The 24766-nt window shown below is 41.9% G+C and carries 29 protein-coding genes; 15 read left to right on the forward strand and 14 right to left on the reverse strand.

What is annotated here, in order from left to right; genetic code table 11:
• Positions 1 to 222 precede the first annotated feature (222 nt).
• Positions 223 to 360 (forward strand): hypothetical protein, encoded by a 138-nt coding sequence (locus HWQ41_RS31870; protein ID WP_292771873.1) that lies wholly within the window; start codon positions 223 to 225, stop codon positions 358 to 360.
• Between the two features lie 178 nt (positions 361 to 538).
• Positions 539 to 985 carry a tellurite resistance TerB family protein gene (locus HWQ41_RS31875; RefSeq protein ID WP_292771875.1) on the forward strand — a complete coding sequence of 149 codons (447 nt, stop codon included), beginning with the start codon at positions 539 to 541 and terminating at the stop codon, positions 983 to 985.
• Between the two features lie 39 nt (positions 986 to 1024).
• Here HWQ41_RS31875 and HWQ41_RS31880 read toward each other — a convergent pair whose 3' ends face one another.
• Positions 1025 to 1153: a hypothetical protein gene (locus HWQ41_RS31880; protein WP_292771877.1), complete on the reverse strand. Its 129-nt coding sequence runs from the start codon at positions 1151 to 1153 to the stop codon at positions 1025 to 1027.
• Positions 1154 to 1195: 42 nt separating this feature from the next.
• On the opposite strand from HWQ41_RS31880, the gene murF reads away from it, so the two are divergent.
• Both murF and HWQ41_RS31890 read left to right on the forward strand, forming a co-directional pair.
• Positions 1196 to 2551, forward strand: a complete 1356-nt coding sequence (gene murF / locus HWQ41_RS31885; RefSeq protein ID WP_292771879.1) for a UDP-N-acetylmuramoyl-tripeptide--D-alanyl-D-alanine ligase — start codon at positions 1196 to 1198, stop codon at positions 2549 to 2551.
• A complete protein-coding gene (locus HWQ41_RS31890; RefSeq protein WP_292771881.1) occupies positions 2548 to 3096 on the forward strand; it encodes a GNAT family protein in 549 nt (182 codons plus the stop codon). The genes murF and HWQ41_RS31890 overlap by 4 nt, the downstream gene beginning before the upstream one ends.
• 40 nt (positions 3097 to 3136) lie before the next feature.
• Here the strand turns inward: HWQ41_RS31890 and HWQ41_RS31895 are convergent, their stop codons facing one another.
• The 4 genes from HWQ41_RS31895 to HWQ41_RS31910 all read right to left on the reverse strand — a co-directional run bounded on the left by HWQ41_RS31895 (position 3137) and on the right by HWQ41_RS31910 (position 6367).
• A complete protein-coding gene (locus tag HWQ41_RS31895) occupies positions 3137 to 3466 on the reverse strand; it encodes a hypothetical protein (protein ID WP_292771883.1) in 330 nt (109 codons plus the stop codon).
• A 200-nt stretch (positions 3467 to 3666) separates the two neighbouring features.
• The gene (locus tag HWQ41_RS31900) at positions 3667 to 4068 is read right to left on the reverse strand and encodes a fasciclin domain-containing protein (RefSeq protein ID WP_292771885.1); all 402 of its coding nucleotides are present in this window, start codon (positions 4066 to 4068) and stop codon (positions 3667 to 3669) included.
• A 118-nt stretch (positions 4069 to 4186) separates the two neighbouring features.
• A complete protein-coding gene (trmFO, locus tag HWQ41_RS31905; protein ID WP_292771887.1) occupies positions 4187 to 5503 on the reverse strand; it encodes an FADH(2)-oxidizing methylenetetrahydrofolate--tRNA-(uracil(54)-C(5))-methyltransferase TrmFO in 1317 nt (438 codons plus the stop codon).
• Between the two features lie 105 nt (positions 5504 to 5608).
• Entirely contained in the window at positions 5609 to 6367 is a 759-nt protein-coding gene (locus HWQ41_RS31910) for a Uma2 family endonuclease (protein ID WP_292771889.1), read from the reverse strand.
• Positions 6368 to 6671: 304 nt separating this feature from the next.
• Here HWQ41_RS31910 and HWQ41_RS31915 point away from each other — a divergent pair, with 304 nt between their 5' ends.
• On the forward strand, positions 6672 to 6917 hold the full coding sequence (locus HWQ41_RS31915) for a hypothetical protein (protein WP_292771891.1): 246 nt from the start codon (positions 6672 to 6674) through the stop codon (positions 6915 to 6917).
• A 3-nt stretch (positions 6918 to 6920) separates the two neighbouring features.
• Here HWQ41_RS31915 and HWQ41_RS31920 read toward each other — a convergent pair whose 3' ends face one another.
• The 3 genes from HWQ41_RS31920 to HWQ41_RS31930 form a co-directional block, all read right to left on the reverse strand.
• On the reverse strand, positions 6921 to 7721 hold the full coding sequence (locus HWQ41_RS31920) for a Uma2 family endonuclease (protein WP_292771893.1): 801 nt from the start codon (positions 7719 to 7721) through the stop codon (positions 6921 to 6923).
• A gap of 123 nt (positions 7722 to 7844) precedes the next feature.
• The gene (gene panB, locus HWQ41_RS31925) at positions 7845 to 8615 is read right to left on the reverse strand and encodes a 3-methyl-2-oxobutanoate hydroxymethyltransferase (protein WP_292771895.1); all 771 of its coding nucleotides are present in this window, start codon (positions 8613 to 8615) and stop codon (positions 7845 to 7847) included.
• A 129-nt stretch (positions 8616 to 8744) separates the two neighbouring features.
• Positions 8745 to 9851 (reverse strand): two-component regulator propeller domain-containing protein, encoded by a 1107-nt coding sequence (locus HWQ41_RS31930; protein ID WP_292771897.1) that lies wholly within the window; start codon positions 9849 to 9851, stop codon positions 8745 to 8747.
• A gap of 728 nt (positions 9852 to 10579) precedes the next feature.
• Between HWQ41_RS31930 and HWQ41_RS31935 the strand changes: the two genes are divergently transcribed.
• The 7 genes from HWQ41_RS31935 to HWQ41_RS31965 all read left to right on the forward strand — a co-directional run bounded on the left by HWQ41_RS31935 (position 10580) and on the right by HWQ41_RS31965 (position 15738).
• A complete protein-coding gene (locus HWQ41_RS31935) occupies positions 10580 to 12010 on the forward strand; it encodes a form I ribulose bisphosphate carboxylase large subunit (protein WP_292771899.1) in 1431 nt (476 codons plus the stop codon).
• 102 nt (positions 12011 to 12112) lie between these two features.
• Complete coding sequence (locus HWQ41_RS31940; protein WP_292771902.1) at positions 12113 to 12520, forward strand: chaperonin family protein RbcX; 408 nt, start codon at positions 12113 to 12115, stop codon at positions 12518 to 12520.
• A 46-nt stretch (positions 12521 to 12566) separates the two neighbouring features.
• Positions 12567 to 12896, forward strand: coding sequence for a ribulose bisphosphate carboxylase small subunit (locus HWQ41_RS31945; protein WP_292771904.1), 330 nt, complete (start codon positions 12567 to 12569; stop codon positions 12894 to 12896).
• A 179-nt stretch (positions 12897 to 13075) separates the two neighbouring features.
• Complete coding sequence (locus tag HWQ41_RS31950) at positions 13076 to 13702, forward strand: GDSL-type esterase/lipase family protein (protein WP_292771906.1); 627 nt, start codon at positions 13076 to 13078, stop codon at positions 13700 to 13702.
• 61 nt (positions 13703 to 13763) lie between these two features.
• Positions 13764 to 13991: a type II toxin-antitoxin system Phd/YefM family antitoxin gene (locus HWQ41_RS31955; RefSeq protein WP_292771908.1), complete on the forward strand. Its 228-nt coding sequence runs from the start codon at positions 13764 to 13766 to the stop codon at positions 13989 to 13991.
• The gene (locus HWQ41_RS31960; RefSeq protein WP_292771910.1) at positions 13988 to 14368 is read left to right on the forward strand and encodes a type II toxin-antitoxin system VapC family toxin; all 381 of its coding nucleotides are present in this window, start codon (positions 13988 to 13990) and stop codon (positions 14366 to 14368) included. The genes HWQ41_RS31955 and HWQ41_RS31960 overlap by 4 nt, the downstream gene beginning before the upstream one ends.
• A 95-nt stretch (positions 14369 to 14463) precedes the next feature.
• Positions 14464 to 15738 carry a ribulose bisphosphate carboxylase small subunit gene (locus tag HWQ41_RS31965; protein WP_292771912.1) on the forward strand — a complete coding sequence of 425 codons (1275 nt, stop codon included), beginning with the start codon at positions 14464 to 14466 and terminating at the stop codon, positions 15736 to 15738.
• 123 nt (positions 15739 to 15861) lie between these two features.
• Here HWQ41_RS31965 and HWQ41_RS31970 read toward each other — a convergent pair whose 3' ends face one another.
• The gene (locus HWQ41_RS31970) at positions 15862 to 16614 is read right to left on the reverse strand and encodes a hypothetical protein (RefSeq protein ID WP_292771914.1); all 753 of its coding nucleotides are present in this window, start codon (positions 16612 to 16614) and stop codon (positions 15862 to 15864) included.
• Positions 16615 to 16942: 328 nt separating this feature from the next.
• On the reverse strand, positions 16943 to 17338 hold the full coding sequence (locus HWQ41_RS31975) for a hypothetical protein (RefSeq protein WP_292771916.1): 396 nt from the start codon (positions 17336 to 17338) through the stop codon (positions 16943 to 16945).
• Positions 17339 to 17758: 420 nt separating this feature from the next.
• Between HWQ41_RS31975 and HWQ41_RS31980 the strand changes: the two genes are divergently transcribed.
• The gene (locus HWQ41_RS31980) at positions 17759 to 18166 is read left to right on the forward strand and encodes a hypothetical protein (protein ID WP_292771918.1); all 408 of its coding nucleotides are present in this window, start codon (positions 17759 to 17761) and stop codon (positions 18164 to 18166) included.
• A gap of 166 nt (positions 18167 to 18332) precedes the next feature.
• Here HWQ41_RS31980 and HWQ41_RS31985 read toward each other — a convergent pair whose 3' ends face one another.
• A complete protein-coding gene (locus HWQ41_RS31985; RefSeq protein WP_292771920.1) occupies positions 18333 to 18719 on the reverse strand; it encodes a DUF2358 domain-containing protein in 387 nt (128 codons plus the stop codon).
• Positions 18720 to 18864: 145 nt separating this feature from the next.
• Positions 18865 to 19563: a HupE/UreJ family protein gene (locus HWQ41_RS31990; protein ID WP_292771922.1), complete on the reverse strand. Its 699-nt coding sequence runs from the start codon at positions 19561 to 19563 to the stop codon at positions 18865 to 18867.
• Between the two features lie 415 nt (positions 19564 to 19978).
• Between HWQ41_RS31990 and HWQ41_RS31995 the strand changes: the two genes are divergently transcribed.
• On the forward strand, positions 19979 to 21217 hold the full coding sequence (locus HWQ41_RS31995; protein ID WP_292771924.1) for an endonuclease/exonuclease/phosphatase family protein: 1239 nt from the start codon (positions 19979 to 19981) through the stop codon (positions 21215 to 21217).
• Between the two features lie 91 nt (positions 21218 to 21308).
• Positions 21309 to 21434 carry an endonuclease gene (locus HWQ41_RS32000; RefSeq protein ID WP_292771926.1) on the forward strand — a complete coding sequence of 42 codons (126 nt, stop codon included), beginning with the start codon at positions 21309 to 21311 and terminating at the stop codon, positions 21432 to 21434.
• Between the two features lie 56 nt (positions 21435 to 21490).
• Here HWQ41_RS32000 and HWQ41_RS32005 read toward each other — a convergent pair whose 3' ends face one another.
• Positions 21491 to 22795, reverse strand: coding sequence for an ATP-binding protein (locus tag HWQ41_RS32005; protein ID WP_292771928.1), 1305 nt, complete (start codon positions 22793 to 22795; stop codon positions 21491 to 21493).
• Between the two features lie 87 nt (positions 22796 to 22882).
• The gene (locus tag HWQ41_RS32010) at positions 22883 to 24634 is read right to left on the reverse strand and encodes an ABC transporter ATP-binding protein (RefSeq protein ID WP_292771930.1); all 1752 of its coding nucleotides are present in this window, start codon (positions 24632 to 24634) and stop codon (positions 22883 to 22885) included.
• Positions 24635 to 24766 lie beyond the last annotated feature (132 nt).

A 24766-nucleotide genomic window follows, 5' to 3' on the forward strand; every position in this document is an offset into this window, starting at 1 on the left:
TGCCCAATGCCCAATGCCCAATGCCCAATGCCCAATGCCCAATGCCCAATGCCCTTTTTTGTAAAGTTCATCAAATCTTCAGAAAGAAAAAGTTTGAGTGGGGTTCTGAAAGAGCTAAAGTTTTGTTAAGATGCAATTGCTAGCAGTTTCTCAGCGAAATACACCTATCAGGGTGTGGAGAAATAAAAAGTACTAGCAGCACAAATTTCTCAAGGTGAAGCAATGACCACCTATATTTTTTTCGATGAAGCCCTACGAATGCTGACCAACGCCTATTTGATATCAGCAGTACTGTTAATAGCAGCTTCTGGCATAGGTTTGGCGGTAATTGAAACGATAGAAAAGACAGGAGAACCTTAAGTTTACAGATTGGCAGTGTAGTTCTTGCCAAAAACCATTGGGTGCAAGTGTTCGCCGTGAAGAAATCCTGGGAACACTAAAGCATGAAAGTCTCACAGCGTTGCAGTCTTACCTGTAAATCCACCAAACACACAGGTAACTGTAACGCTATTGAGACCCTAAGCAAGGAGTTACTACAATGGGTCTATTCGACGCTGTGTTGGGCACAGAAAGCCAAACCCAAGCAGCACTCAATCCAGCGGAAGCTTTTGCTGTCATTATCTTGACGGCAACAGCCTCAGACGGTTACCTTTCTGTTGAGCAAGCAAATTCTATCACTTCTGTGCTATCCCGGATGAAACTTTTTAAAAGTTATCCCCATGAGATGATGAACAGGCTGTTTGACAAAATCTTGGGCATTCTCCAGGGTGATGGTTTTAATGCTTTATTTAATGCAGCAAAAGATTCTCTATCTCAAGACTTGCGGGAAGCAGCCTTTGCAGTAGCCACCGATTTAGTCCTAGCTGAAGGCATTGTCGCTGAAGAAGAAAAAAACTTCTTAAATGATTTGTATCAAGCTTTAGGTGTTTCTAGTGAGATAGCAATACAAATTGTGCAAGTAATCTTGATTAAAAATCGGGCATAGGGCGATAAAACATATCTCTAATTAAACTATACAAATAGCTTATAAACCAAGCGTGCCAAAGAAGCCTAACTCCTTTGGCACTATTTTTGGTGTTATTGTGACTAGGCTGAGATTTCTGACTTTTTTGAGAAGTCGCAAATCTTGTTGTTCAATGCAGTATTGTGTCATAATCCGATTTTATAATTTTGAACTTTAAATTGTAAATTACTTATGCCTTGTTCTGCCACCCTAACCCAACTGGTTGAAGTTGTTTTGGCCCGGACTGTAAACTTATCTGAAGCTGCTTTAACACAAGTAAGTAGCGGTATCCAAACAGATAGCCGTACCCTGAAGCCGGGTGAAGTATTTGTAGCTTTACGGGGCGATAAGTTTGATGGACATGAATTTGTGCCAACTGCGATCGCAAAGGGTGCAATAGCTGCAATTGTAGATTTTGAATACGAAAATCCTGGATTTCCGATATTACAGGTAAAAGACACCCTCAAGGCATATCAAAAAATTGGCAGATGGTGGCGCGATCGCTTTAACATTCCTGTAATTGGCGTCACAGGTTCGGTGGGTAAAACTACAACCAAAGAATTGATCGCCGCAGTTTTAGGAACAAAGGGACGAGTTCACAAAACTTATGAAAATTATAATAATGAAATCGGTGTCCCGAAAACTCTCCTAGAACTTGGCGCAGAAGATGACTACGCCGTGATTGAAATGGCGATGCGGGGTAGAGGACAAATTGCCGAACTGACGCAAATAGCGCGTCCGACAATTGGAGTGATTACCAATGTGGGGACGGCGCATATTGAGTTACTGGGTTCCGAAGAAGCGATCGCTCAGGCAAAATGTGAGTTATTAGCCGAAATGTCTGCTGATAGTGTGGCAATTCTCAACCACGATCATCCCCTATTAATTACCACGGCGGCTTCAGTTTGGCACGGAGAAGTTTTGACTTACGGCTTTTCTGGTGGGGATATTCAAGGGCAGTTAATTGATAACGAGACTGTGGAAGTCGCAGGAATCCAACTACCTCTGCCGTTGCCTGGTCGTCACAATGCGGCTAATTTCTTGGCAGCTTTAGCGGTGGCAAAGGTGTTGGGAATTGATTGGGCAAGCCTGAAAGCAGGTGTGGTGGTGGATATGCCCACAGGGCGATCGCAGCGATTTACTTTACCCAATGATGTGGTAATCTTAGATGAAACTTATAATGCTGCACCAGAAGCGATGATCGCAGCATTGCAATTATTGGCAGACACACCCGGAAAGCGGAAGATTGCCGTATTGGGTGCAATGAAAGAATTGGGAGAGCGATCGCAGCAGTTGCACCAGCGAGTGGGAGAAACAGTGCGAAAGTTGAATTTAGACGGCTTGTTGGTTTTGGTAGATGGACAAGATGCCGAAGCGATCGCCCTTAGTGCCGAAGGTATCCCATCGGAGTGCTTTGCAACTCATGCTGATTTAGTGGCTAGGTTGAAGACATTTGTGCAAGCAGGCGATCGTTTATTATTCAAAGCCGCCCATTCGGTGGGACTAGATCAGGTAGTCAATCAGTTACGTGCAGAATTTCCCAAATGAATCTACCGCTAGAAACCCAACGTCTCAGACTGCGAGACTTTGTAGAATCCGATTGGCAAGCGGTTCATAAATACGCTAGCGATCGTGAAGTTGTGCGTTATTTGACCTTTGGCCCTAATAGTGAAGAAGATACCAAGAATTTTTTGCAAAGAGAGATTTCATTGCAAGGCGAAGAACCCCGTCAGCATTTTGCCTTGGCAGTGACTTTACAACCCCAAAAGCAATTAATTGGTATCTGTCGCATATCTGTTAACGATACTGACAACAAAACAGGCTCTATTGGATACTCTTTCACTAAGGAATTTTGGGGACAAGGATACGCAACTGAAGCCGTAAAAGCAATTGTATCATTTGGTTTTCAGGAGTTAGGCTTACATCGCATTTTTGCCACTTGTCACCCAGAAAACATTGCCTCAGAACGAGTTATGCAAAAAATCGGAATGCAGCAAGAAGGATATTTGCGAGAACACCATTGGATTAAGGGAGAATGGCGAGACTCTTGGCTATATGCCATCCTTGAGCATGAATGGAGAGGCGTTAAATGATGATTTTCAGAAAATCTCACCAATAGACGCTCGATAGACTTCAGTTGGAAAGACTAGGGCTGTTACTGTAGCGTCTTTGAAAAAGAATTGCAGCCAAATTAGTTACTAAACAGGTGATTGCTAGCCACAGCAAGATATAAGTAGGAGCCATCACCACGCCAATCAGGAACCAAGTATATACGTGCAGTATCATTACAGAAGCGAAAAAGCTGGCAATTCCAGCAGATTGCCACACTTGATGTGATGGGCGACGTAACGCTACCAGGCTGATCGTTAAAATTGTGACAAGCAAATTCGCTGGTACGAGAAATGCACAAATACTTATGCAGTTGCCACGAGAGAAGTCAGCTAAGGTGTTAAAATCGAGCATTAATTTCTTGGGATAGATGTTAGATTTTTCAGAATTTAATTTATTTTATAATAACGAAATTTATATTAATATATGAGTGAGTAATCACTTTGCAAATATAACATAAATTAAACTATTTAGTTGCGTTTTGATACTACCAATAGTTAGTTAATTATAAAAATTTTGGATAAGTAGGGTGGAAAACACCCACCCTAGCTGAATTAGCCTGGTAAAATTACCGTATCGATAATGTGTACCACACCATTATCAGCTTCAATATCTGCTGCTAAAACTGTGGCATTTTTAACTTCAAAACCATCAGAAGAATCAATTTTAATGGGTGAACCTTCCACAGAATTAACCGTACCGAGTTGTGCCAAATCAGCTTGTAGCAGCTTTCCTGGAACGACATGATACTTTAAAATCCGCGTCAGCTGGGGAATATTCTGTAACAGAGTTTGGATAGTTCCTGCTGGTAACTTGGCAAAAGCATCGTCATTTGGTGCAAAGACAGTGAACGGGCCAGGACTTTTTAATGTTTCTACTAAACCAGCAGCTTGTACAGCCGCCACCAGTGTTTTGAAAGACTCAGCACTAACTGCAATATCAACAATATCAGCCATATATCTTACCTAAATCTCTGCAAAAGATTTTAAAGGATAATAAACCTATTTAATGAGTGGCAGAGGAGAATAATTAATAAGCAATGCCCAATGCCCAATGCCCAATGCCCAATGCCAATTAATTATGATTAGCTTTCCAGTTTGTTAGATCAGTTAAAGAGCGATCGCGGTAACGTCCATAACGCTCCTGCTTACTTTTGATTTTCGCACCCAGTTCGGGAAAAATCCCAAAGTTGGGCGGCATTGGTTGGAAATGCTTCGGCGAAGCGGAACTAATAAATTCCAATAACGCACCCATCATTGTTGTAGGTGGTAAAATCAAAGGTTCTTTACCCAAAGCTAGCCGCGCTGCATTAATTCCCGCCAAGCAACCACCCGCAGCCGCAGCAGTGTAGCCTTCAGTACCAATCAACTGTCCAGCTGCTAACAATGTCGGACGCTCTTTAAATTGCAGAGTCGGATGCATTAACTGGGGAGCATTAATAAAAGTGTTGCGGTGCATCACTCCCAGCCGCACAAACTCCGCCTTTTCCAAACTTGGGATTAGCTGAAATATTCGCTTTTGCTCACCCCAACGCAGGTTAGTTTGAAATCCTACCATATTCCACAGTTGACCGGCTTTATCTTCTTGGCGCAACTGCACTACAGCATAAGGACGTTCCCCTGTGCGAGTATCTGACAATCCCACTGGCTTTAGTGGGCCATAGCGCATGGTATCTTCCCCGCGCTGTGCGAGTTCTTCTATGGGTAAACAAGCTTCAAAAAATTTCGCCGTTTCCCGTTCAAAACCCTTGAGTTCTGTTTGTTCAGCTTTACAAAGTTCTTCTCGAAACTGCAAGTACTGCTCTTTATTCATTGGGCAGTTGAGATAAGCGGCTTCACCTTTGTCATAACGTGATGCCATAAAAGCAACGTCACGGTTAATCGATTCTCCGACAATAATCGGACTAGCCGCATCAAAAAAGCTGAGGTATTCCATCCCGGTAAAGCGGCGCAAATCTTCGGCTAAGTCGGGGCTGGTTAAAGGCCCAGTCGCCAAAACCACAATTCCTTCTGGAATCGCAGACACTTCACCTCTGCGAAATTCAATTAAAGGATGATGTGCTAAAGTTTGAGTTAAGTCTTGGCCAAATTGTCCCCTATCGACGGCTAGCGCCCCACCCGCAGGTACGGCGTGTTCATCAGCTTTAGAAATGACGATCGAACCCAGTTGGCGTAACTCTTCGTGCAATAATCCAGCTGCGCGATCGCTTGCCATTGCCCCAAAGGAATTACTACACACTAATTCTGCCAAATGTTCTGTATGATGAGCAGGACTGAAGCGCTTTGGACGCATTTCATGCAGAATTACAGGCACTCCAGCTTGGGCTATTTGCCAAGCTGCTTCTGTCCCAGCTAGTCCACCTCCAATTACTTGTATCGGTTGTTGTTCCATAGTTAAATTTTTAGTTACCTATATTATAAGTATCCATCAGCATCAGCGCTAGGACGTATCAACAACTAGGGCGTTTTCAGCATAACGCACCATCAACAGCAGCAATTACAAATTATCTGTGTCAATTCCCTTTTGTTTGAGTTTAGCTAACAATTCTTGATAGCGATCGCGCTCTTTTTCTAATTCTTGTAAAGCCGCTTCCTTTTCTTGTGAAGCCGCTTCTAATTCTTGTAAAGCTGCTTCCTTTGCTTGACGTTCCCGTTCTGCACGTTGGCGTTCTTGTTCCCGTAACTGGTCAATTTCTAAGGGGCTTAAAAACTTTTGTCCGGTGGGAGAAACAATTTCCAGGGTATCCGCTGTTAGTTGAAAACGGATTCCCAAACGCGGACTTACCCAGCCATTCATCTCTTCGATAACTTCAAAACTATCCCCAGAACTGAGCAAGCCATTTAAATCGTTCTTATCAGGATCATAAATATAATATTCTTCCACGCCGTAACGCTGGTAAAACTGCAATTTTTTGGCCATTTCTTTGAGGGTGTTACCTGGCGATAGAATTTCAAATACTACCTGTGGTGGTATATTATCTTCATTCCACTGTAAATAGGAACTCCGTTTTCCTTTTGGTCTGCCAAAGACTACCATCGTATCGGGCGCTTGTTTAATATTAGGGTTTCCTTGAACTGGATACCAAAACAAATCTCCGGCGATAAATACATCAGCTGGCGATGCAAATAAGATTTCTAAATTTTCTTTAATTTTGACAATCCATGCAAATTGTTCTGTATTATCCGCCATTGGCTGTCCGTCGCTTTCTGGGTAGATGACTTCGATGGTGGTTTCTGGTGTGACTTGTTGTACCATTGCTGCACCTCCAAGTATGGGGTTTTTAGCTGAGATTTCTAGTTGAGATCGCGATCGCATTCATATTGATTTTACCTATAAGTAAGTCGGCGATAAAATTTTAGCGATGTCACAATTGAGGAACAGACAATCAACCCAACCAATGAACAAGCACAAGCTTGTGTGCGAGTCTGCCAAATGTTGTCCAATACCTATCGGAATGTTGAGTTATTCCGTTTTGACGACCAAACCAGAGTTGTGTTTATTTTTGTGAACGAGGAACTTCAAATCATCGTACCCCCTAATGGAGATTGGAGGTTTTTAGATGCGACCGAACTTTGAGACAATGACAAACAAGGAACTGATAGCTTACGCGCTTGCACACCGGGACGATGTAGAGCCTTTGCGTGTATTGTATAGCCGCCGCACTCCAGACTCGGAAGCAACATGGTATGGGCCAATGGTGACAACAGACGGTACACCAATAGAAGAAAATATTCGCATAGCAGAAGAAGCAATTAAGCAGCGCATTGAGCAAGCAAATAAAAGAAAGCAAGATTCTCAAAGTTAAAGCTTATTCGTCAGGATTCACACCCATGTCTCTCAGTCTTTGCGCCAAGCGTTCACCCCGTTGACGTTCCTGGTCTAACAATAACTCCGCCTGCTGTAACTGTTGTTGAGCTTGTTCTTTTTGCTGTCTCTCCAAATCTGCTCTTTCTTCACCAGAGAGTAATAAATTTCCCAGATCATCCCACCAACGCAACCAAGGTAATTCCAGATTTTGATAGCGACCTTGCCAAATACCTAACTCTACACCAAGAGCGTTGATGGGGTAATGTCCTCGTTCGTTTTCTATGACTAGTTCATAGTGGTCTTCTATTAGGTGATACACTTCTACGCGACTGCGACGCACTTCGTAAATGCCATAAAAGGCAGGTCGAATTGCTTGCTCGTAAACCCAAAATTTTCCCGTCCAAGAAGTTTTGTCACGTTCTTCTGAACCATCACCCGATACAAACTCCAATACAATCAAAGGTGGGATAATTTCTTGCCATAATACATAAGAACGTCGTGTTTGACCCTTTAAAAGTGGTGGCACATTAGGCACATAAAACCAGTCTGGTGCTTCTGCACCTCTTTGTGGCGGGTCAGTTATCCGCCAATAAATGCCAGAATCTTGACCAATGCAATAATTACCTTCTGGATGACGCTTTTGTAATATTGGTTGAATCGAATCTGTGAGTAAAATGCTTTGGGGATGTTCTTGGAAATTTTTGCCTCCGGCACGCTCCGCGAACACAAATGTGCCGTCAGACTCAGGTAACTGAGTATGGTCTGGTAAGGTAGTTGGCAGTATTTCAGGTGTAGTAGTCATAGAAATTAGGGAATAGGGAATAGGGAATAGGGAATAGGGAATAAAGAATAGGGAATAAAGAATAGGGAATAAAGAATAGGGAAAGAGTTTTTCCCAGTTCCTAGTTCCCAGTCCCTTTATTTATTATGGAAATTTCCGATCGCGCACTTCTAGGGCATAATCTTGCACAGCTTTAGTAATCGTCTCCCGCAAGTTTGTATAAACTTTGGCAAATGGTGGATGCTTCTCTGTAAGTCCGATGACATCTGAAGTAACTAAAACCTGTCCATCGCAGTGAATTCCTGCACCGATACCAATTGTCGGAATGCTCAGTTTTTGTGTAATCTGCATTGCTAAATCTGCGGGGATATGCTCTAACACTAAAGAAAATACACCAGCTTGTTCGAGAGCGATCGCTTCATTTAAAATTCTTTCTCCCGTTTCCTGGCTTTTTCCCTGTTGTCGTAAACCAAGTTGATGTATTGATTGCGGTGTCAAACCCACATGACCCATTACCGGAATTCCGGCTTCTACTAAACGAGTCACAGTTTCTGCGATCGCTGGATAGCCACCTTCTAATTTTACCGCTTGAGCGCCTGTTTCCTTCAGTACCCGCCCAGCTGAGTGCATCGCTTGCTGGAGACTTTCTTGATAGGTCAAAAATGGTAAATCTACAACCACTAATGCGCGTTTAACTCCTCGACGCACAGATTTGGCGTGGTATATCATCTCATCCAAAGTTATGGGCAGTGTTGTTTCATACCCTAGAACTACTGCCATAGAGTCACCCACGAGGATTAAGTCTACACCAGCTGCATCGAGGAGTTGAGCGATCGCATAATCCCAGGCGGTCAACGCCACAATTGAACGTCCCTGTTGTTTCCATTGAATTAATTGCTGGGTAGTGATTGCCATTTTTTGAGTGCTGAGTAGTGCTGAGTGAGGAGTGAGGAGTAAGGAGTCAGGAGTCAGGAGTCAGGAGTTTTGAATTTAAAAATTCTTTAACTTATAATTCCTAACTCCTAACTCCTAACTCTTAACTAATCATTTAACGGCGTGACTGAAAGCAATGTGGGGTTTTGCACTAGCCATTTTGGGCATTAACCAAGCTAGACCTTCACTAGTGCCAATCCATAATTTATTGCCAATGTCAGGTGCAAGGGCAAGAACCCGACTAGAAGGAAGTCCAGCAACTTCTGCATCTAACACAGCTCCTGTATTTGGATTTAATCGTAACAAACCATTATTAGTTCCAACCCAGACGCTACCATCTTTAGCAAAACGTACCACTGTCACGTTACGCCCACGCAGGCGAGTCACAGACCGCAAGACTGCACCAGTTTTTGGGTTAATAACTAGCAAATTATTCGGCATTCCCGCCCAAATTAATCCTTCTGGACTAATAGCTAAAGCTTGTACAGTCGTCCCTGGTAAATCGGCTATCCGCTTCATAATCGCAGCACTAGCAGTATTTACCCGCACCAATCCGTCAAGGGTGCCAACCCACAGTTGACCTTCAGCATCTAAAGTCAGGGTGTTGGCACTGACACCAGGCAGATTTTTTAATGTTGTCATAATCAAGCCTTGGTCGGGACTAATTAGGGCTAAACCATTATCGGTTCCAGCCCACAAATAACCCCGCTTGTCAAGTAACAGAGACAACACCCGTTTAGAAGGCAAAAATAAATTCTGCGCGGTGATTTCGTTAGTGCGGGGGTCTACTCGGATCAGTCCTTCATAACTTCCCACCCACAAACGTCCTACTTTGTCTTGGGCTAAAGCACCAATGACAACACTTGGTAAGCTAACACGAGAAATAATCTTGCCGGTTTTAGGATCAATCCGCGATAGTCCTCGCCCAGAACCTACCCAAAGATTGCCTGTAACATCTCCCAGTAAGTTACCGACACGATAATCAGTTTCTGGCGAATGTTCTTGCACTCCCCGCTGATCGGGCAAGGATTCCACTCGCGGTGGCGGTGGGGAAGGTGGGTAAGCAGGGGTTACATCAGATGAATTAATGTCAGGGGTTTTTTGTGCCCATCCCATACTTGGCACAGCTATCAACCCCAGCAAAATAGAAGTAATTAATAAACTAGTACGCTTGTAAAACAATACCACGGTGACATTTCCTCTGGAGACAGTACCCATAGCCGCTACCTAAACTGGCTTTGGGTTAATTTCAGTGTTCCCCTAGCTAGGATTTTTTAAACGTCATAGGCAATTTTTCTCAAATTTAATCGGCATTGGGCATTGGGCAAAGAATTCTTGTAACTCCTAACTCCTAACTCTTAACCCCTAACTCCCCCACTTCCCAAAAGCTTCTCTACAGTTATTGATGACATTTTGTAAAGTGATTGTAACAAAATGTTTAAATCTTTATGTGATAACAAAATTAAATAGATAAGTTAAAAACTTTCAAAGAATAACTTATCAAATTCTTGATATATTGTGAGACAAGCTACAAATTACGTGGTGTGCAATTCTTTTTTCTTTCGGTATAAGTAGGGAGGGCTACTCCCAAATTTATGCTTGGGGACTGTTGGAGCCGACTCGCTTGGATGAAGCAAGAAGCAGACCCTCTAAAGGAAACTTTAGTTGAATGGCTAGCTTTAAATAAGTTTGGTCAAGTTCTATATAGCAGGGAACAGTAGAAGCGCTAGGTCGTGTACCCCTAGAAGGTGAGAACACTGGTGAGGAGGATTACCACCACTGCCAAAGTGTCCGCCACCAAAAACTCTACCCTCTACCAAAAGCAACCCTGAAAAAAAATTTTCCTGATCTTCTTCCCGCTGAAGGGGGGAGAAGCGGGGTGAGGGAAAGTTGCCAAGAATGTGATTTGATTAAGTAAAAAGAGTGACTTCTGGGAAGGATAAAATATGTCTTACGCTAAAACTAACACTCAGAGCAAAACTGGGTATAAAGCCGGGGTTCAAGATTACAGACTAACTTATTACACACCCGATTACACACCTAAAGATACAGACATTTTAGCGGCATTCCGCGTTACACCCCAGCCCGGAGTTCCCCCCGAAGAAGCAGCTGCGGCTGTTGCGGCTGAGTCTTCGACTGGTACTTGGACAACTGTGTGGACAGACTTGCTCACCGACCTCGATCGCTACAAAGGTCGTTGCTATGACATCGAACCAGTTCCTGGTGATGACAACCAATTCATTGCCTACATTGCCTATCCTTTGGATTTGTTTGAAGAAGGCTCTGTAACTAATATGTTGACCTCCATTGTGGGCAACGTATTTGGTTTTAAAGCTTTGCGGGCGCTACGTCTGGAAGACTTACGGATTCCTGTAGCTTACCTCAAGACTTTCCAAGGGCCTCCCCACGGTATTCAAGTTGAGCGTGACAAGTTAAACAAATACGGTCGTCCTTTGTTGGGTTGTACAATTAAGCCCAAATTAGGTCTTTCAGCTAAAAACTACGGACGCGCTGTATACGAGTGCTTGCGCGGTGGTTTGGACTTCACCAAAGACGACGAAAACATCAACTCTGCTCCATTCCAAAGATGGCGCGATCGCTTCTTGTTCGTATCTGAAGCTATTACCAAAGCTCAAGCTGAAACCGGTGAAATCAAAGGTCACTACCTAAACGTCACCGCCCCCACTTGTGAAGAAATGCTGAAGCGGGCTGAGTTCGCGAAAGAACTCAAACAGCCCATCATCATGCACGATTACCTCACTGCCGGCTTCACCGCCAACACCACATTGGCTCGTTGGTGTCGTGACAACGGTATATTGCTGCACATTCACCGCGCTATGCACGCCGTTATCGACCGTCAAAAGAACCACGGTATCCACTTCCGTGTATTGGCTAAGGCACTACGGATGTCAGGCGGAGACCACATCCACACCGGAACAGTGGTTGGTAAACTGGAAGGTGAACGCGGGATCACAATGGGCTTCGTTGACTTGTTGCGTGAAAACTACATTGAACAAGACAAGTCTCGCGGTATCTACTTTACCCAAGACTGGGCTTCTCTTCCCGGTGTAATGGCAGTTGCTTCCGGTGGTATCCACATTTGGCACATGCCTGCACTCGTAGAAATCTTTGGTGATGACTCCGTGCTGCAATTTGGTGGTGGTACTCTCGGTCATCCTTGGGGTAATGCTCCTGGTGCTACAGCTAACCGCGTAGCTTTAGAAGCTTGCGTCCAAGCTCGTAATGAAGGCCGCAACTTGGCTCGTGAAGGTAACGACATTATCCGCGAAGCCGCTAAGTGGTCTCCTGAATTGGCTGTTGCTTGCGAACTGTGGAAAGAAATCAAGTTCGAGTTTGAAGCTATGGATACCGTCTGATCAAAAGTTAGGAGTTAGAAGTTAGGAGTTAAGAGTTACATTAATTCATAACTCATAACTCATAACTTCTTAACTCATAACTGTTGACGGCTGGGGTCAAGCATGAATCTTAAGCAAATTGCGAAGGACACAGCCAAGACTCTCCAAAGTTATCTGACTTATCAGGCTCTAAGGACAGTGTTGGCACAGCTAGGCGAAACGAATCCTCCATTAGAACTTTGGTTGCATAACTTTTCGTCTGGCAAAATTCAGAATGGTGAATCATACATTGAGCAACTGTTGCAAGAAAAACCAGATTTGGCTTTGCGAATCATGACTGTTAGGGAACACATTGCGGAAGAAGTCATCGATTTTTTACCGGAAATGGTTCGTACTGGCATTCAGCAAGCCAACATGGAACAGCGTCGCCAGCATTTAGAACGCATCACCCGAATAGACACATCAAACCCCAGTCTGCAACCAGAACAGCAAGCAAGTTCAGATCCGAATTTGGATAACTTATCCAATTAGTTCGGTCAACCTAGTAGTAAAAAATCACAACCCATTATCAAAAGCTATGCAAACTTTACCAAAAGAGCGTCGTTACGAAACCCTTTCTTATCTGCCCCCTCTGTCTGATGCTCAAATTTCCAAGCAGATCCAGTACATTTTGAATCAAGGTTACATTCCAGCGATCGAGTTTAACGAAACTTCTGACCCGAAAGAATTCTATTGGACAATGTGGAAGTTGCCTTTGTTTGGTGCTAGATCGACTCAAGAAGTATTGAGCGAAGTTCAAGGATGCCGTTCTCAATTCAACACCAGCTATATTCGGGTTGTGGGTTTTGACAACATCAAGCAGTGCCAAATTCTCAGCTTTCTTGTTCACAAACCCAACAAATACTAAGGTTAGAAAGCTTTAAGTAATTAGTTTATTTCCATAGGAGAGGTAGAATTATCTGCCTCTCCTATTTGCTAGATTTGTTTTGAAACGCAGAGGCACGCAAAGGAAAACGCATAGGCGCTTCGCCTTCCCGCAGGGTAGGGGCGCGAAGTTATTCTCTGCGTTTTTTAAGAAGGTAATAAATGAAATTACAGCATCTCCCGGAAGTAAGAATTTGCTTTATTGGTGACTCTTTTGTTAATGGTACTGGCGACCCAGAATGTCTTGGTTGGACAGGGAGAATATGCACTAATGCTAATAAAAAAGGCTATGACATTACTTACTATAATTTAGGGATTAGGCGAGATACGAGTACTGATATAGCAAAGCGTTGGTTACAGGAAGTTTCACTTCGCTTACCCAAAGAATATGATGGCAGAGTTATATTTTCCTTTGGTTTGAATGACACAACAGTAGAAAATGGTAAAACTCGCGTGGATTTGGCAGATTCTATCAAAAATACCCGTGAAATTTTAAGTGAAGCTCAAAAGTTATACCCTGTGTTGATGGTTGGTTTTGCGCCATATGCAGAACAAGAAAACCCTCAAAGGAGGCAGAGAAATACCGATTTATCTAAACAGTATGCTTTGATTTGTAATGAATTAAATGTACCTTATTTAGATGTTTTTCCGATATTAGAAAAATCAAACATCTGGATAAATGAGGCAAAAGCTAATGATGGTGTTCATCCTCAAGCAAGCGGTTACGCAGAATTTGCCCAAATTGTAGAAAATTGGGACGCTTGGTTAAATTGGTTTCCTTTAATTTAATCGAGAATTCAAAGTTAGGATAGTGGTAGCACTTTAGTCTTTCTATCCAAAGGTAGGAATTATGCAGCAAATTACTCTCGCTGAAGCATCTCAAAACTTACCTGAGTTGATTGAAGCAGCACTCAGTGGTGAGGAGATTATTATCATCAAAGATAATCAACCTTTGGTGAAGTTAACTCCTGTATCGCCAGTTAAACACCGTCCTAAGTATGGTAGTGCCAAAGGACTTGTAACAATATCTGATGATTTTGATGCACCACTCGAAGATTTTAAGGAATATATGGAATGAGGCAACTACTAGACACTCATACTTTTATTTGGTTTGTGATGGGTGATTCAAAAATCAGCGTTAGTTTGAAATCGCAAATTGAAAATAACGATAATCTACTCAGTATTGCTAGCGTTTGGGAAATGGCAATCAAGTCTAGAATTGGTAAACTCAGTTTTGGTATGACTTTTGACCAGTTTATCCAACAGCAAATAATTAGGAACAGCATTGAATTCCTGCCAATCACCATAGACCATATTACTGTTGTTGCCACACTACCTTTACATCACCGTGACCCATTCGACCGAATTTTAATTGCACAGTCGGTAGTTGAAAATCTCCCTATATTGAGTGCTGATAAAATTTTTGATGCCTATCCAATTAGACGTATATGGTAGATAGCGCTCCTTTTCTACCAAAAGATAGATAAATAAACACTAATCACCAAAAAAACTTAACATTACTTTAAGCACTGCTAGGCAAAGATAATTTTATGGGTTATTACATCGCTCCCCGCTTTCTGGATAAACTGGCTGTCCACATTACCAAAAACTTTCTCAAGCTTCCTGGTGTGCGAGTTCCCGTGATTTTGGGTATTCACGGACGCAAAGGAGAAGGCAAAACATTTCAATGTCAATTAGTCTTCGAGAAAATGGGTATCGAGGTGACTAACGTATCTGGCGGCGAATTGGAAAGTCCAGATGCAGGAGATCCAGCGCGGTTGATTCGGCTGCGCTATCGGGAAACTGCGGAACTGATCAAAGTACGCGGCAAAATGTGTGTACTGATGATTAACGATTTGGATGCGGGGGCTGGACGCTTTGATGAAGGCACTCAATATACTGTAAATACGCAGTTGGTCAATGCCACACTGATGAATATTGCTGATAATCCCACAGATGTGCAGTTGCCTGGAAGCTATGATTCTACGCCTTTACGTCGTGTGCCGATTATTGTCACAGGTAATGATTTTTCTACCCTCTATGCACCGTTAATTCGGGATGGACGGATGGAGAAGTTCTACTGGGAACCAAACCGAGATGATAAGGTGGGAATTGTCAAGGGGATTTTTGAAGCGGATGGACTGTCACAGAAGGAAGTTGAACAGCTAGTTGATACTTTTGTCAATCAGTCTATTGACTTTTTTAGCGCTTTGCGATCGCGCATTTATGACGAACAAATCCGCAACTACATCCATCAAGTAGGTTTTGAGCGGGTATCGTTGAGTGTGGTGAACAGCGTTGAAGGGCCACCAGAATTTAAAAAGCCAGATTTCAGGCTGTCTCACTTAATTGAGTCTGGTAACTTCCTGGTTGGTGAACAAAAACGGGTGGAAAATTCCCATTTGGTTGATGATTACAACCGACTCAATCGAGGTAGAAATTCTGATCAATTTGCACCACCTGCTGCTGTAACACCAATTAGTCAGCCGTCAAAGGACGCAACTCAAAAAGCAAAAACTAATGGATTCTCGAAAGAGGAAATATCGAGTCCACATTTGACTTTAGAGACACAAGGACAAATTCGGGAACTCTTATCTCAAGGTTACAAAATTAGCATTGAACACGTAGATGAGCGCCGTTTTCGCACAGGTTCTTGGCAAAGTTGTGTTCATAGCCACATTGATAGCGAGTCTGATGCAATCTCAAATTTGGAATCAACTCTGACAGAATATAGCGGTGAGTATGTGCGCTTGGTAGGTATTGATCCAAAGGCCAAGCGGCGGGTAGTGGAGACGATTATTCATCGTCCGCATGGGATAAATTAGGTGTAGATAAATCAGAAAGAGCGATCGCTACGCACTACAAATACCAAGAGCGATCGCTTTTGTCAATTCTCAAACAACTGGAAAAAATATGCTTCCTCAATTTGATAGCTGAATCCTAACCCTTTAACTACAAGTAACTGCTGAAGCCGAGTTAACCTTTGTTAAATCGCCAGTGAATACTGCTGTGTATTGATAAGGTGATGAACCAGAGCAAGTCATGGAATTTGTATTAGCGCGACGGGGAGTCCACCATGAGGTTGCTTGCACAGTCAAATTTGTGCCATTCCATGATAACTTGTTGACAACTAAAGAATTAGTTTGTCCATTATCCGCTTTTTTAGCAGATAAAAATGTGGCATAGTTAACCTCGCCATTGGCTGGATTAATCCGGGCTATAACTGCGACTTTTGGCCCGCCTCCGCTACCATAGCTAGACAACCAACGCCCAGTTGCAAAGCGGCGAAAGTCATTACCAGTCTGACTACCACTAGAGGAGTAAACGCCATATAAAACATTGCGCCCATCCCAAAACAATCCATAACCTGTACCATCGTCATTTGTTGTTTCGTAATCAGTACGACACCATGTTTTGATACCATTATTAAAACGGATAGTCACAGGGTTTTTGTTATTAGATGAGACTTGCTGATAACCAATGTAAATAGTTGTATTTACGTTCTTTACTTTCGGGCCATTTTTAGCTTTGATTGTCGCTTCACTATCATTGCAACTGAATGTCACAGCATTACCGATAGATGAATTTATGGTTTGGGCAAAAGCTGGAGGAGCTTTTTGTGTGATTGCTAAATCAGCTACTAATACTACAGATAAAGAGAAACTTGCCAAATACTTCTGCAATTGTTGAGAAGAAATCATGGTATAAATCTGCCGATAAACTCTAAGGAAAAATTTCGTATTGCTATAAACTTTAATCAGAATTTAGACAAGCAAAATTGTTTAAACTCGCAGATTGCAGCATTCTGAATATTACGAAAAATGAGACTAGCCGAGAAAATACATAAGATAATATGCATGATATTAACTGTACATAAACCTTCCTTATCAAAAATATCAGTGAATAGATTAAATTGCGATTGCAGTATTCAAAAAAATAGTTTTAATGAACAAGTAGCGTTTGTTTATTCTCCATGTCCTTTGCCAGAAGCTTCCTTTATCTCTGCTTTCTGTCTCTCGCCGTGCTGTACTAGACGGTTTTAGCATTCTCTTCTGATAGTTCTTCGGCACTAGCTTTCAGACGGCTTAACCTGCTTTTGCGGACACGTTCGCTATCACGAATACCACCCGCTAGCTCATATTCACTGCTGTTTTTGCCATACTTAAAAGCAACGCCCCTCACTATTTTATCTGTAAGATTACTCAAGGTTTTTTCCATCTCATCAATTTTAGTTTTGGAAGAGTCAATCATAGCTAGAGCGATGTTATAAGCATCAAGCATAGTACGTAACTGCTCAATTGATTGAGTTAGATTTTTCAAACCGCAATTATCACCGAAATCCATATTTGAATCAATTGCTTTCAGTCCAGCGGATCTCAATTCAGCTTTTTCTAAAACACGAGATGTACGTTTTTGACGAGACATAAATATATTCGTTAGAGAGGGTTCTAGAACACCAATTCAGCAATTCTGGAAGAATCTCTCCCCCAACTCCTCTCCAAAGCTCAGAGGAGAGTTTGGCTCTCCCTTTCCTACCAAGGAAGGGAACTGGAGGGTTAGGTTTTTGATTACTGAATCAATGCTCTAAAGCTAGTTTGACTTAGTAAAGCTGTTTTCTGGTTCAGTAAAATTCGTGAATAATTTTATTTATTAAAAAACTAATACATAAATCTGGGTAATTTCTCTTAACGGGACTTAAACATTTTTGATGGAGAAACAAGCCTCAAACCCATGCAAGATAAGGTAAATACACCAAATGCTCAAAAATAGCTGCAACCCAGATATATCAAGATACTAAGCAAAAGGATGTTAAAGTCTCTCTGTATATAGATTTGAGGCTCTTTTTTGGGTGTTTTTTGTCTAAGTCCGATTAATTCAGATATTGCACCTGGTTTTTTGGAGGATTGCTTTAAGGGACTTTCAAGAAATAAATTATCCAAAGAAACGAACCACTCCAGACGCAGAGAACACAGAGAGAAGAAAAATAGAGAGGATTTTTGCGTCAGTTTTGGGATATTTTTTTATTTGTCAGTCCCTAACGTTAGTGACGAATGTCGCGATGTTGATGAGGAATGTCGCGATGTTGATGAGGAATGTCGCGATGTTGATGAGGAATATCGCGATGTTGATGAGGAATGTCGCGATGTTGATGAGGAATGTCGTGATGTTGATGAGGAATGTCGCGATGTTGATGAGGAATGTCGCGATGTTGAGGGATTTCTAAGAAATAAATTATTCAATCTTGTGGGGTAGGCATCTTGCCCGCCCAGTAACCAAAGGCGGCAAGATGCCCACCCCACAATAAATAATTCGATATTTTTTTATTTGAAAGTCTCTGATGATGAATGTCGCTTGAGTTAAAGCTTAATCCTCCTTAGCTCTCTTTTTTAAGGAGGGAATTAAAGCAAACCTTAATTGTTTACATTTTTGCAGCAAAGAAATGCTGCTTCACCACGTCTAAGCGTGAACAATTCCAATAATCCACATGGGAAACAATCAAACCATCAGAGTTAATACCTAATTCACTCCAACCAGGAATAGAGATCCGTGGCTTCCAGGGGAGAGGAGTATTCCAACTAAGTGTCCACTCAGTTTTTATTGTGTCTTTTAACCGTTGAATATTATGTAAGTCCATCTTCGGATCTAAAAACCAAGTTTGGATAAAATTAATCATTTCTTTGTAACGTTTAACACCACGAAATTTATTCAGTGGGTCTTGAAAATAAACGTCTGGAGCGTAAATGCTGTAAGTTTGATTTACTGGGAATCTTTGATAGTCTTCTTTGAGAATTTCAATAATATCCATATCAGCTTATTCATGAAAACGCTGTGCTGTTTGCCGGACAACTTTCTGTGATAAAGTTGCATTTACCCTGAACACGTAGTGGGGTAGCACAGCTAAGTGTACGCCCCCACAAATGAATGTATTCCACCAGATTGAAATATTTGATTTAAATTATTAAATTGCTCAAAAACACGATGCCGATCGCACAGAAAGCGAAGCCAGCAATGCTCATTTTCAAGGGTAAAATTCGGTTAATTTCTCCCATACCCATCGCACTACCAATTTCTCTGGCACTCATGGCAACCACAAACAGAGTTAAGGTAATGCCTAGTATATAGGCAACTAGTGGCATAATTCCTACCCCAATAATAGATTCAGCATCAGCGTAACCCTGAAATAAACCAGCACTGATGCCCACCAAAGCAAGTACCATAAAGTTTGGTTGATTTGGCATCATCAGCATAGTACCAAAAAGGATAGTAGAAATGGCGATCGCTGTGCCAACGCTTTCAGCAAACGCTACTTCTGTGCCTGGGAAATTTAGCTGGAATAAATGAATTACAATGCCCAAGACTGCTGCTAAGACAAAACATCCAGCGATGACAGCCCCACGAACAAACACAGATGAGAGTAAGCCAATAGCAACAATACCAACTAAACAATTCAAGCTAATTACTGGATCTGCCAAGCCCCAAAGAAAGCCTTCCCAGCAGTTAGAGATAGTATGATCATCTGGTGTTCCACTCAATGAACTCAGTAAGCTAATTAAAATTAGAGCTGCGATCGCTCCAATATGCCGATGCATTAGCTTTGATGTATAAAATTCTCCTGATGCACGGGATTCTGATAATTTAGTTTTGAACATTAGCATCTGCCAAATTAGTTTTTTCGGTAATTTATACTACCCACATACCCAAACAAACTAACGTGGTAATTACGCCAGATTATACTAGCTTCATCAAGTTATGTAAAGCTCTGACAATTCAGGTTATGTGGAAAAGCCCACGAAGTGCAGTGTTCCGCAGAAAAGATTTAGTGGTGTTCACTTCTCTAGGATCGGCTGCGATCATGTGACACAAATGTGTAGCTTGCTTACCCAAAAGGATACAATTAGTGGCGCGTCCAAATCTCCCACCTTCTTGTTCTGACTTCTAAATTCTTCTTCAAGCTGGTATTTCTAACAAAGTGGAATGTTCCCCTTTACCCAACTTAAAACTTATCTTAACTGAACTCTATTAGGAAAAAGACTAATCTAAAAAATAGGTTCATTGGAAGAGAGAATGAAATTCATCAAATTGCTACTACTTAGTATTGCTCTCATCTTCTTTACATGGATTAGTCCACTGCAAGCTAGTCCAATAGCCCAATTGCCAACTCCTTTCCCTTTAGTTGCGGAACGTGAAACAACACCGCTAAAAAATTCACAGGATGTATTGACTGTTGCAACTTTTAATGTCGAGAATTTAGACCCGAAAGATCGACGCTTTGATAATATTGCCAAAATTATTGGCAATAATTTGAAGGCACCAGATGTCATCAGTTTAATTGAAATTCAGGATAACAACGGGCCAATCAATGATAACGTTGTTAATGCAAACCAGACTTACCAAAAACTGATTGCTGCGCTTGAAAATATTGGTAGTCCAGCATACGACTTTGTTGATATTGCACCCAGCGACGATCAAGATGGTGGAGAACCTGGAGGCAATATTCGTGTCGGTTTATTGTTTCAACCCAGCCGGATAACTCTAGCCAAACTGCCCAGAAAAGGCGGTTCATTAGATGCTGTGGCTATTACTCAAGGTTCAAATGGTCTTGATCTCTCCCTCAACCCTGGTCGGATTGACCCCACGAATAATGCTTTCGATCAAAGCCGTAAACCACTAGCAGCAGAATTTATATTTAATGATCAAAAAGTGTTTATCATTGCTAATCACTTTATTTCCAAGCTTGGAGGTTCTCCCAGCGATGCTAAACGAGTTAACCAAGCCGAAATCGTTAATGAATTCGTAGCCCAACTACTACAAGTTGACCCGCAAGCCAAAGTAATTGTATTGGGTGATTTAAACGATTTACCAGATTCCCTACCTTTGAAGACTTTGAAAGGTAATATTCTTGAGAATCTGAGCGATCGTTTACCTCTTAGTGATCAGTTTAGTTTTAAATTCCGGGGAAATCCTGAACTTATTGACCATTTGTTGGTCAGTGAAAATCTTTCCCGTGTTGCTCAACCTGAAATTGACATTGTGCATGTCAATGTTGGCTTTAGTAAGCCTGTCAGCGATCATGATCCGGTAATTGCAGCGTTTAGATTACCTGCTAACCAGTCTACCTCTGACACGATTCCTCCTGTTGTCCAACCCACTCCCGCAAGTGATTCGGCGATTATATTGCCTCAATTATCGAAAGTCGCTCTAGTTAAAGAACTAGCTAAGGAGTATACGCCGAGAAAAACTTTAAATTATGATCGGCAAGAGATCAAATGTTTGGGATTATTGACAATCAAGCAGGTATTGTGACAGACATTTATGCTAGTTACCCAATTCGTTTAATTGGCAATGGCGATCCTAGTCAGGAAGCTGATAAATTAGGACTGAATACCGAACATGTTTGGCCAAAGACCCCCCAGATATTACTGAAATAGAACGCAGTCATGCGATCGCTAAATTTCAAGGTAATGACAATCCATTCGTGCTAGATGTCACATTAGCAGAACGGGCATACTGTAATTCTTAAAACGGTAGTCTTTGAAAATGGTTATTTTATGTCTTAATGGGTAGACCAAATTACCATCAAACAGACTTTATCCGAATCGGAATCTGGATGATGAACTCTGTGCCTTGAAGCGGTGCAGAAATACACTTGAGTTGACCACCATGTTTGTTGATAATTTGGTAGCTAATCGACATCCCTAGACCTGTACCTGAACCAACAGGTTTAGTTGTAAAAAATGGATCAAAAACTTTTTGCTTTACTTCTTCTGTCATACCACAGCCATTATCAGCAATCCGAATTATCACTTGATTGCTATCTAAAACCTCAGTGCAAATGCGAATTTGGGGATTGTTATTTGTCAGTTGTTGGTTGCTAGTTGTTTTGGCATTGACCACTAACAGATGACAACCAATTATTGATTCTTTCAAAGTATCAATAGAATTATTCAGGATATTCATAAATACTTGATTGAGTTGTCCAGGATAGCACTCGACTTTAGGCAAGTTGCCGTATTCTTTTATCACTTGAATATCTGGATGATTTCCTTCGGCTTCCAAGCGATTTTGCAAAATTAAGAGAGTGCTATCAAGACCTTCATGGAGATCAGCTGCTTTTTTGCCTACTTCATCTAGCCGCGAGAAGTTACGTAAGGATAAGACTAGGTTGGAAATGCGCTCGGCTCCGGTTTTCATGGAAGATAAGATTTTCGGGAAGTCTTCTTTAATGAAATCAAGGTCAATTTCCTTAATAAAAGTTTGAACTTCTGATACTAAATGGCAATCGCATTCCTGATAAAGCGTAATCAAATTGAAAAAATTTCTACTATATTCATTGACAATAACGATATTACCGTCAATAAAATTGACAGGATTATTAATTTCATGGGCAATACCCGCAACTAATTGCCCCAATGAAGACATTTTTTCTGTTTGAATCAGTTGAGTTTGCGTATTTTCAAGTTCCTTTAAGGTCAGTCTGAGTTGGCAGTTAGCTGCTTCTAGTTGTGCCGGACTTGGCAAAGCCAGAGCCTGGGGAATGATGGGTAACAGTGCGATCGCTGTATATAGTGAAATAATAGCCGTAATAACTTTGATGAAAGTGGACAGCCAGTAAGTTGGATGCCAAAGCGTCCATACATCCATTACATGGGTTGTACCACAAGAGACGATAAAAGCTCCAAATAATAAAAGTATCCATTTGAAGGGGAAATCTTTTCGCTTGTGGACAAAGTAAATAAGGATGATGGGAATAGAATAATACACCAAAGCAATCAGAGAATCTGAGATGATGTTTAACCACACTAAACTCGGCTTCCAGAGATAACAATGTCCATGTGGAATAAATGAGCTATCAGTAAAAAAATTTTGCAAAAATTCCAGCATATATCATCAAACGAGGTAATTTGTCAAATATTGAATGACAAATTATACACGCTGCATCGGAAATTGTCCTTAATCTTAAATGTTGTACTAGTGCAGTAATTCCTCAACTTGATGCTGACTCCACAAAGTTCTGTATAAACCCTGTTGTTGCAACAGTTCTAAGTGATTGCCTCTCTGAACAATTTTTCCCTTTTCCATCACAAAAATTCGGTCAGCCGCCGCTGCCGCCGATAATTGATGGGTAATAAAAATTACTGTTTTGCGTTCAGTCCCACCGGAGAGATTTTTGAGGATTTGCGTGGCTGTTTGATTATCCACACTAGAGAGGGCATCATCCAAAATTAACACTGGAGCATTGACCAGCATCGCCCTAGCCAAGGCAGTACGTTGTCGTTGACCGCCAGAAAGATTTATACCGCGTTCACCAACAATAGTTTCATATTGCTGGGGAAAATTGTTAATTTCAGATTCAATTTGGGCAAGTTGAGCGACAGATTGTACCTGCTGTTGTTCGCTAATTGGATCACCGTAGCGGATATTATTTTTGATTGTAGTGCTAAATAGAAAACTATCTTGAGGAACATAGGCGATCGCACCTCGTAAATCTGCCAAAGCGATCTTAGTAATATCCAGCCCATCTAAAAACAATTGTCCTGATTCAATATCCAACAAGCGCGGCAAAGCATTCGCCAAAGTAGATTTTCCCGAACCAATTGCCCCAACAATAGCCACGGTTTCTCCTGGAGCAATGGTAAAGTTAACATTTGCTAAAGCTGGAGTAGTGGAACCAGGGTAATTGTAGGTAAGATTTTTAGCTGTCAGTTCCCCTTTAAGTTCAGCCACTGATAGATGTATGGCATCGGCTGCATCTTGAATTTTCGGTGTGACAGAGAGAATAGATTCAAGCCTATCGATACTAACTTCACCCCGTTGGTAGGCAGTAATTGTGAATCCTAAAAGGGCTGTGGGGAAAACTAGACGCTCTACATAAATTAACAGTGCTAAAAAGTCGCCAACCGCAAGCGTCCCAGAAGACATCCGCGCCGCCCCTAGCCAGATGATTACCAGTGAACTGACATTGGCTAGCCCACCAATTAGCGGAAACAGTGTATTGCGGATTTTTGCTAGTTCCAGGTTAGCAGTCAATAGCTGGTGATTTTTCTTAGCAAAAGCTCGACGCTCGTTTGCTTCTTGGGCATAGATTTTAATTAAGGCAATGCCACTGATATCCTCTTGGATGAGTTCGCTGATGTCAGAGAGTTGCTCTTGGACTGCTGCTTGTTGTTTGCGTAAGCGATCGCTAAACAGACTCACTAACAAGAGCATAAAAGGGTACACTGCCAGGGCGGCTAGTGTGAGATCCACACTAATCGCCAGCATTACTGGCAGTGTCAGGGCGTAGGCAAACACCGTATTTGCCAAACTCAAAACTGCAAAACCCAATAACCGCTTGATATTGTCCACATCACTGGTAGCCCGATTAATCAAATCGCCAGCAGTATTACTGGCAAAATAAGCCGGCTCCAGCTTGAGTAAGTGTTCAAAAATCCGTTGTTTCAGGTCAAATTCCACCTGACGCCCCACCCCAAATAGCCAAATGCGGGATGCCATCCGCATTAGCCACATCGCCGAACTGAGCAAGACAATGATTACTACGTAATGTAGTATTTGGTTCCATCTGAAGGTTGTTGAGAGTTTGTCAACACCAGCACGAATCAACCAAGGGATATAAACGCCCAGTGCATTGACAGACAACAAAGCGAGAATCCCTAAGGACGCCTCCCGCCAATGGGGTCGTAAGTAAGCACTGAGTTTAGCGATTCGTCGAGATTTTGCCATTAAAGCAATTTTGCAACTTTATCATCCTAGATTAACTGCTAGTTCAACAAGGCAGCTATGTAGAGGGAATATTGCTTGTGAAATAAAAAAGGGGAATGGGGAAGGGAGAATCGGGAAGGGTAAAAACCGTAC

The organism is Nostoc sp. NOS(2021) (assembly GCF_017115025.1).
GTDB lineage: Bacteria > Cyanobacteriota > Cyanobacteriia > Cyanobacteriales > Nostocaceae > Nostoc.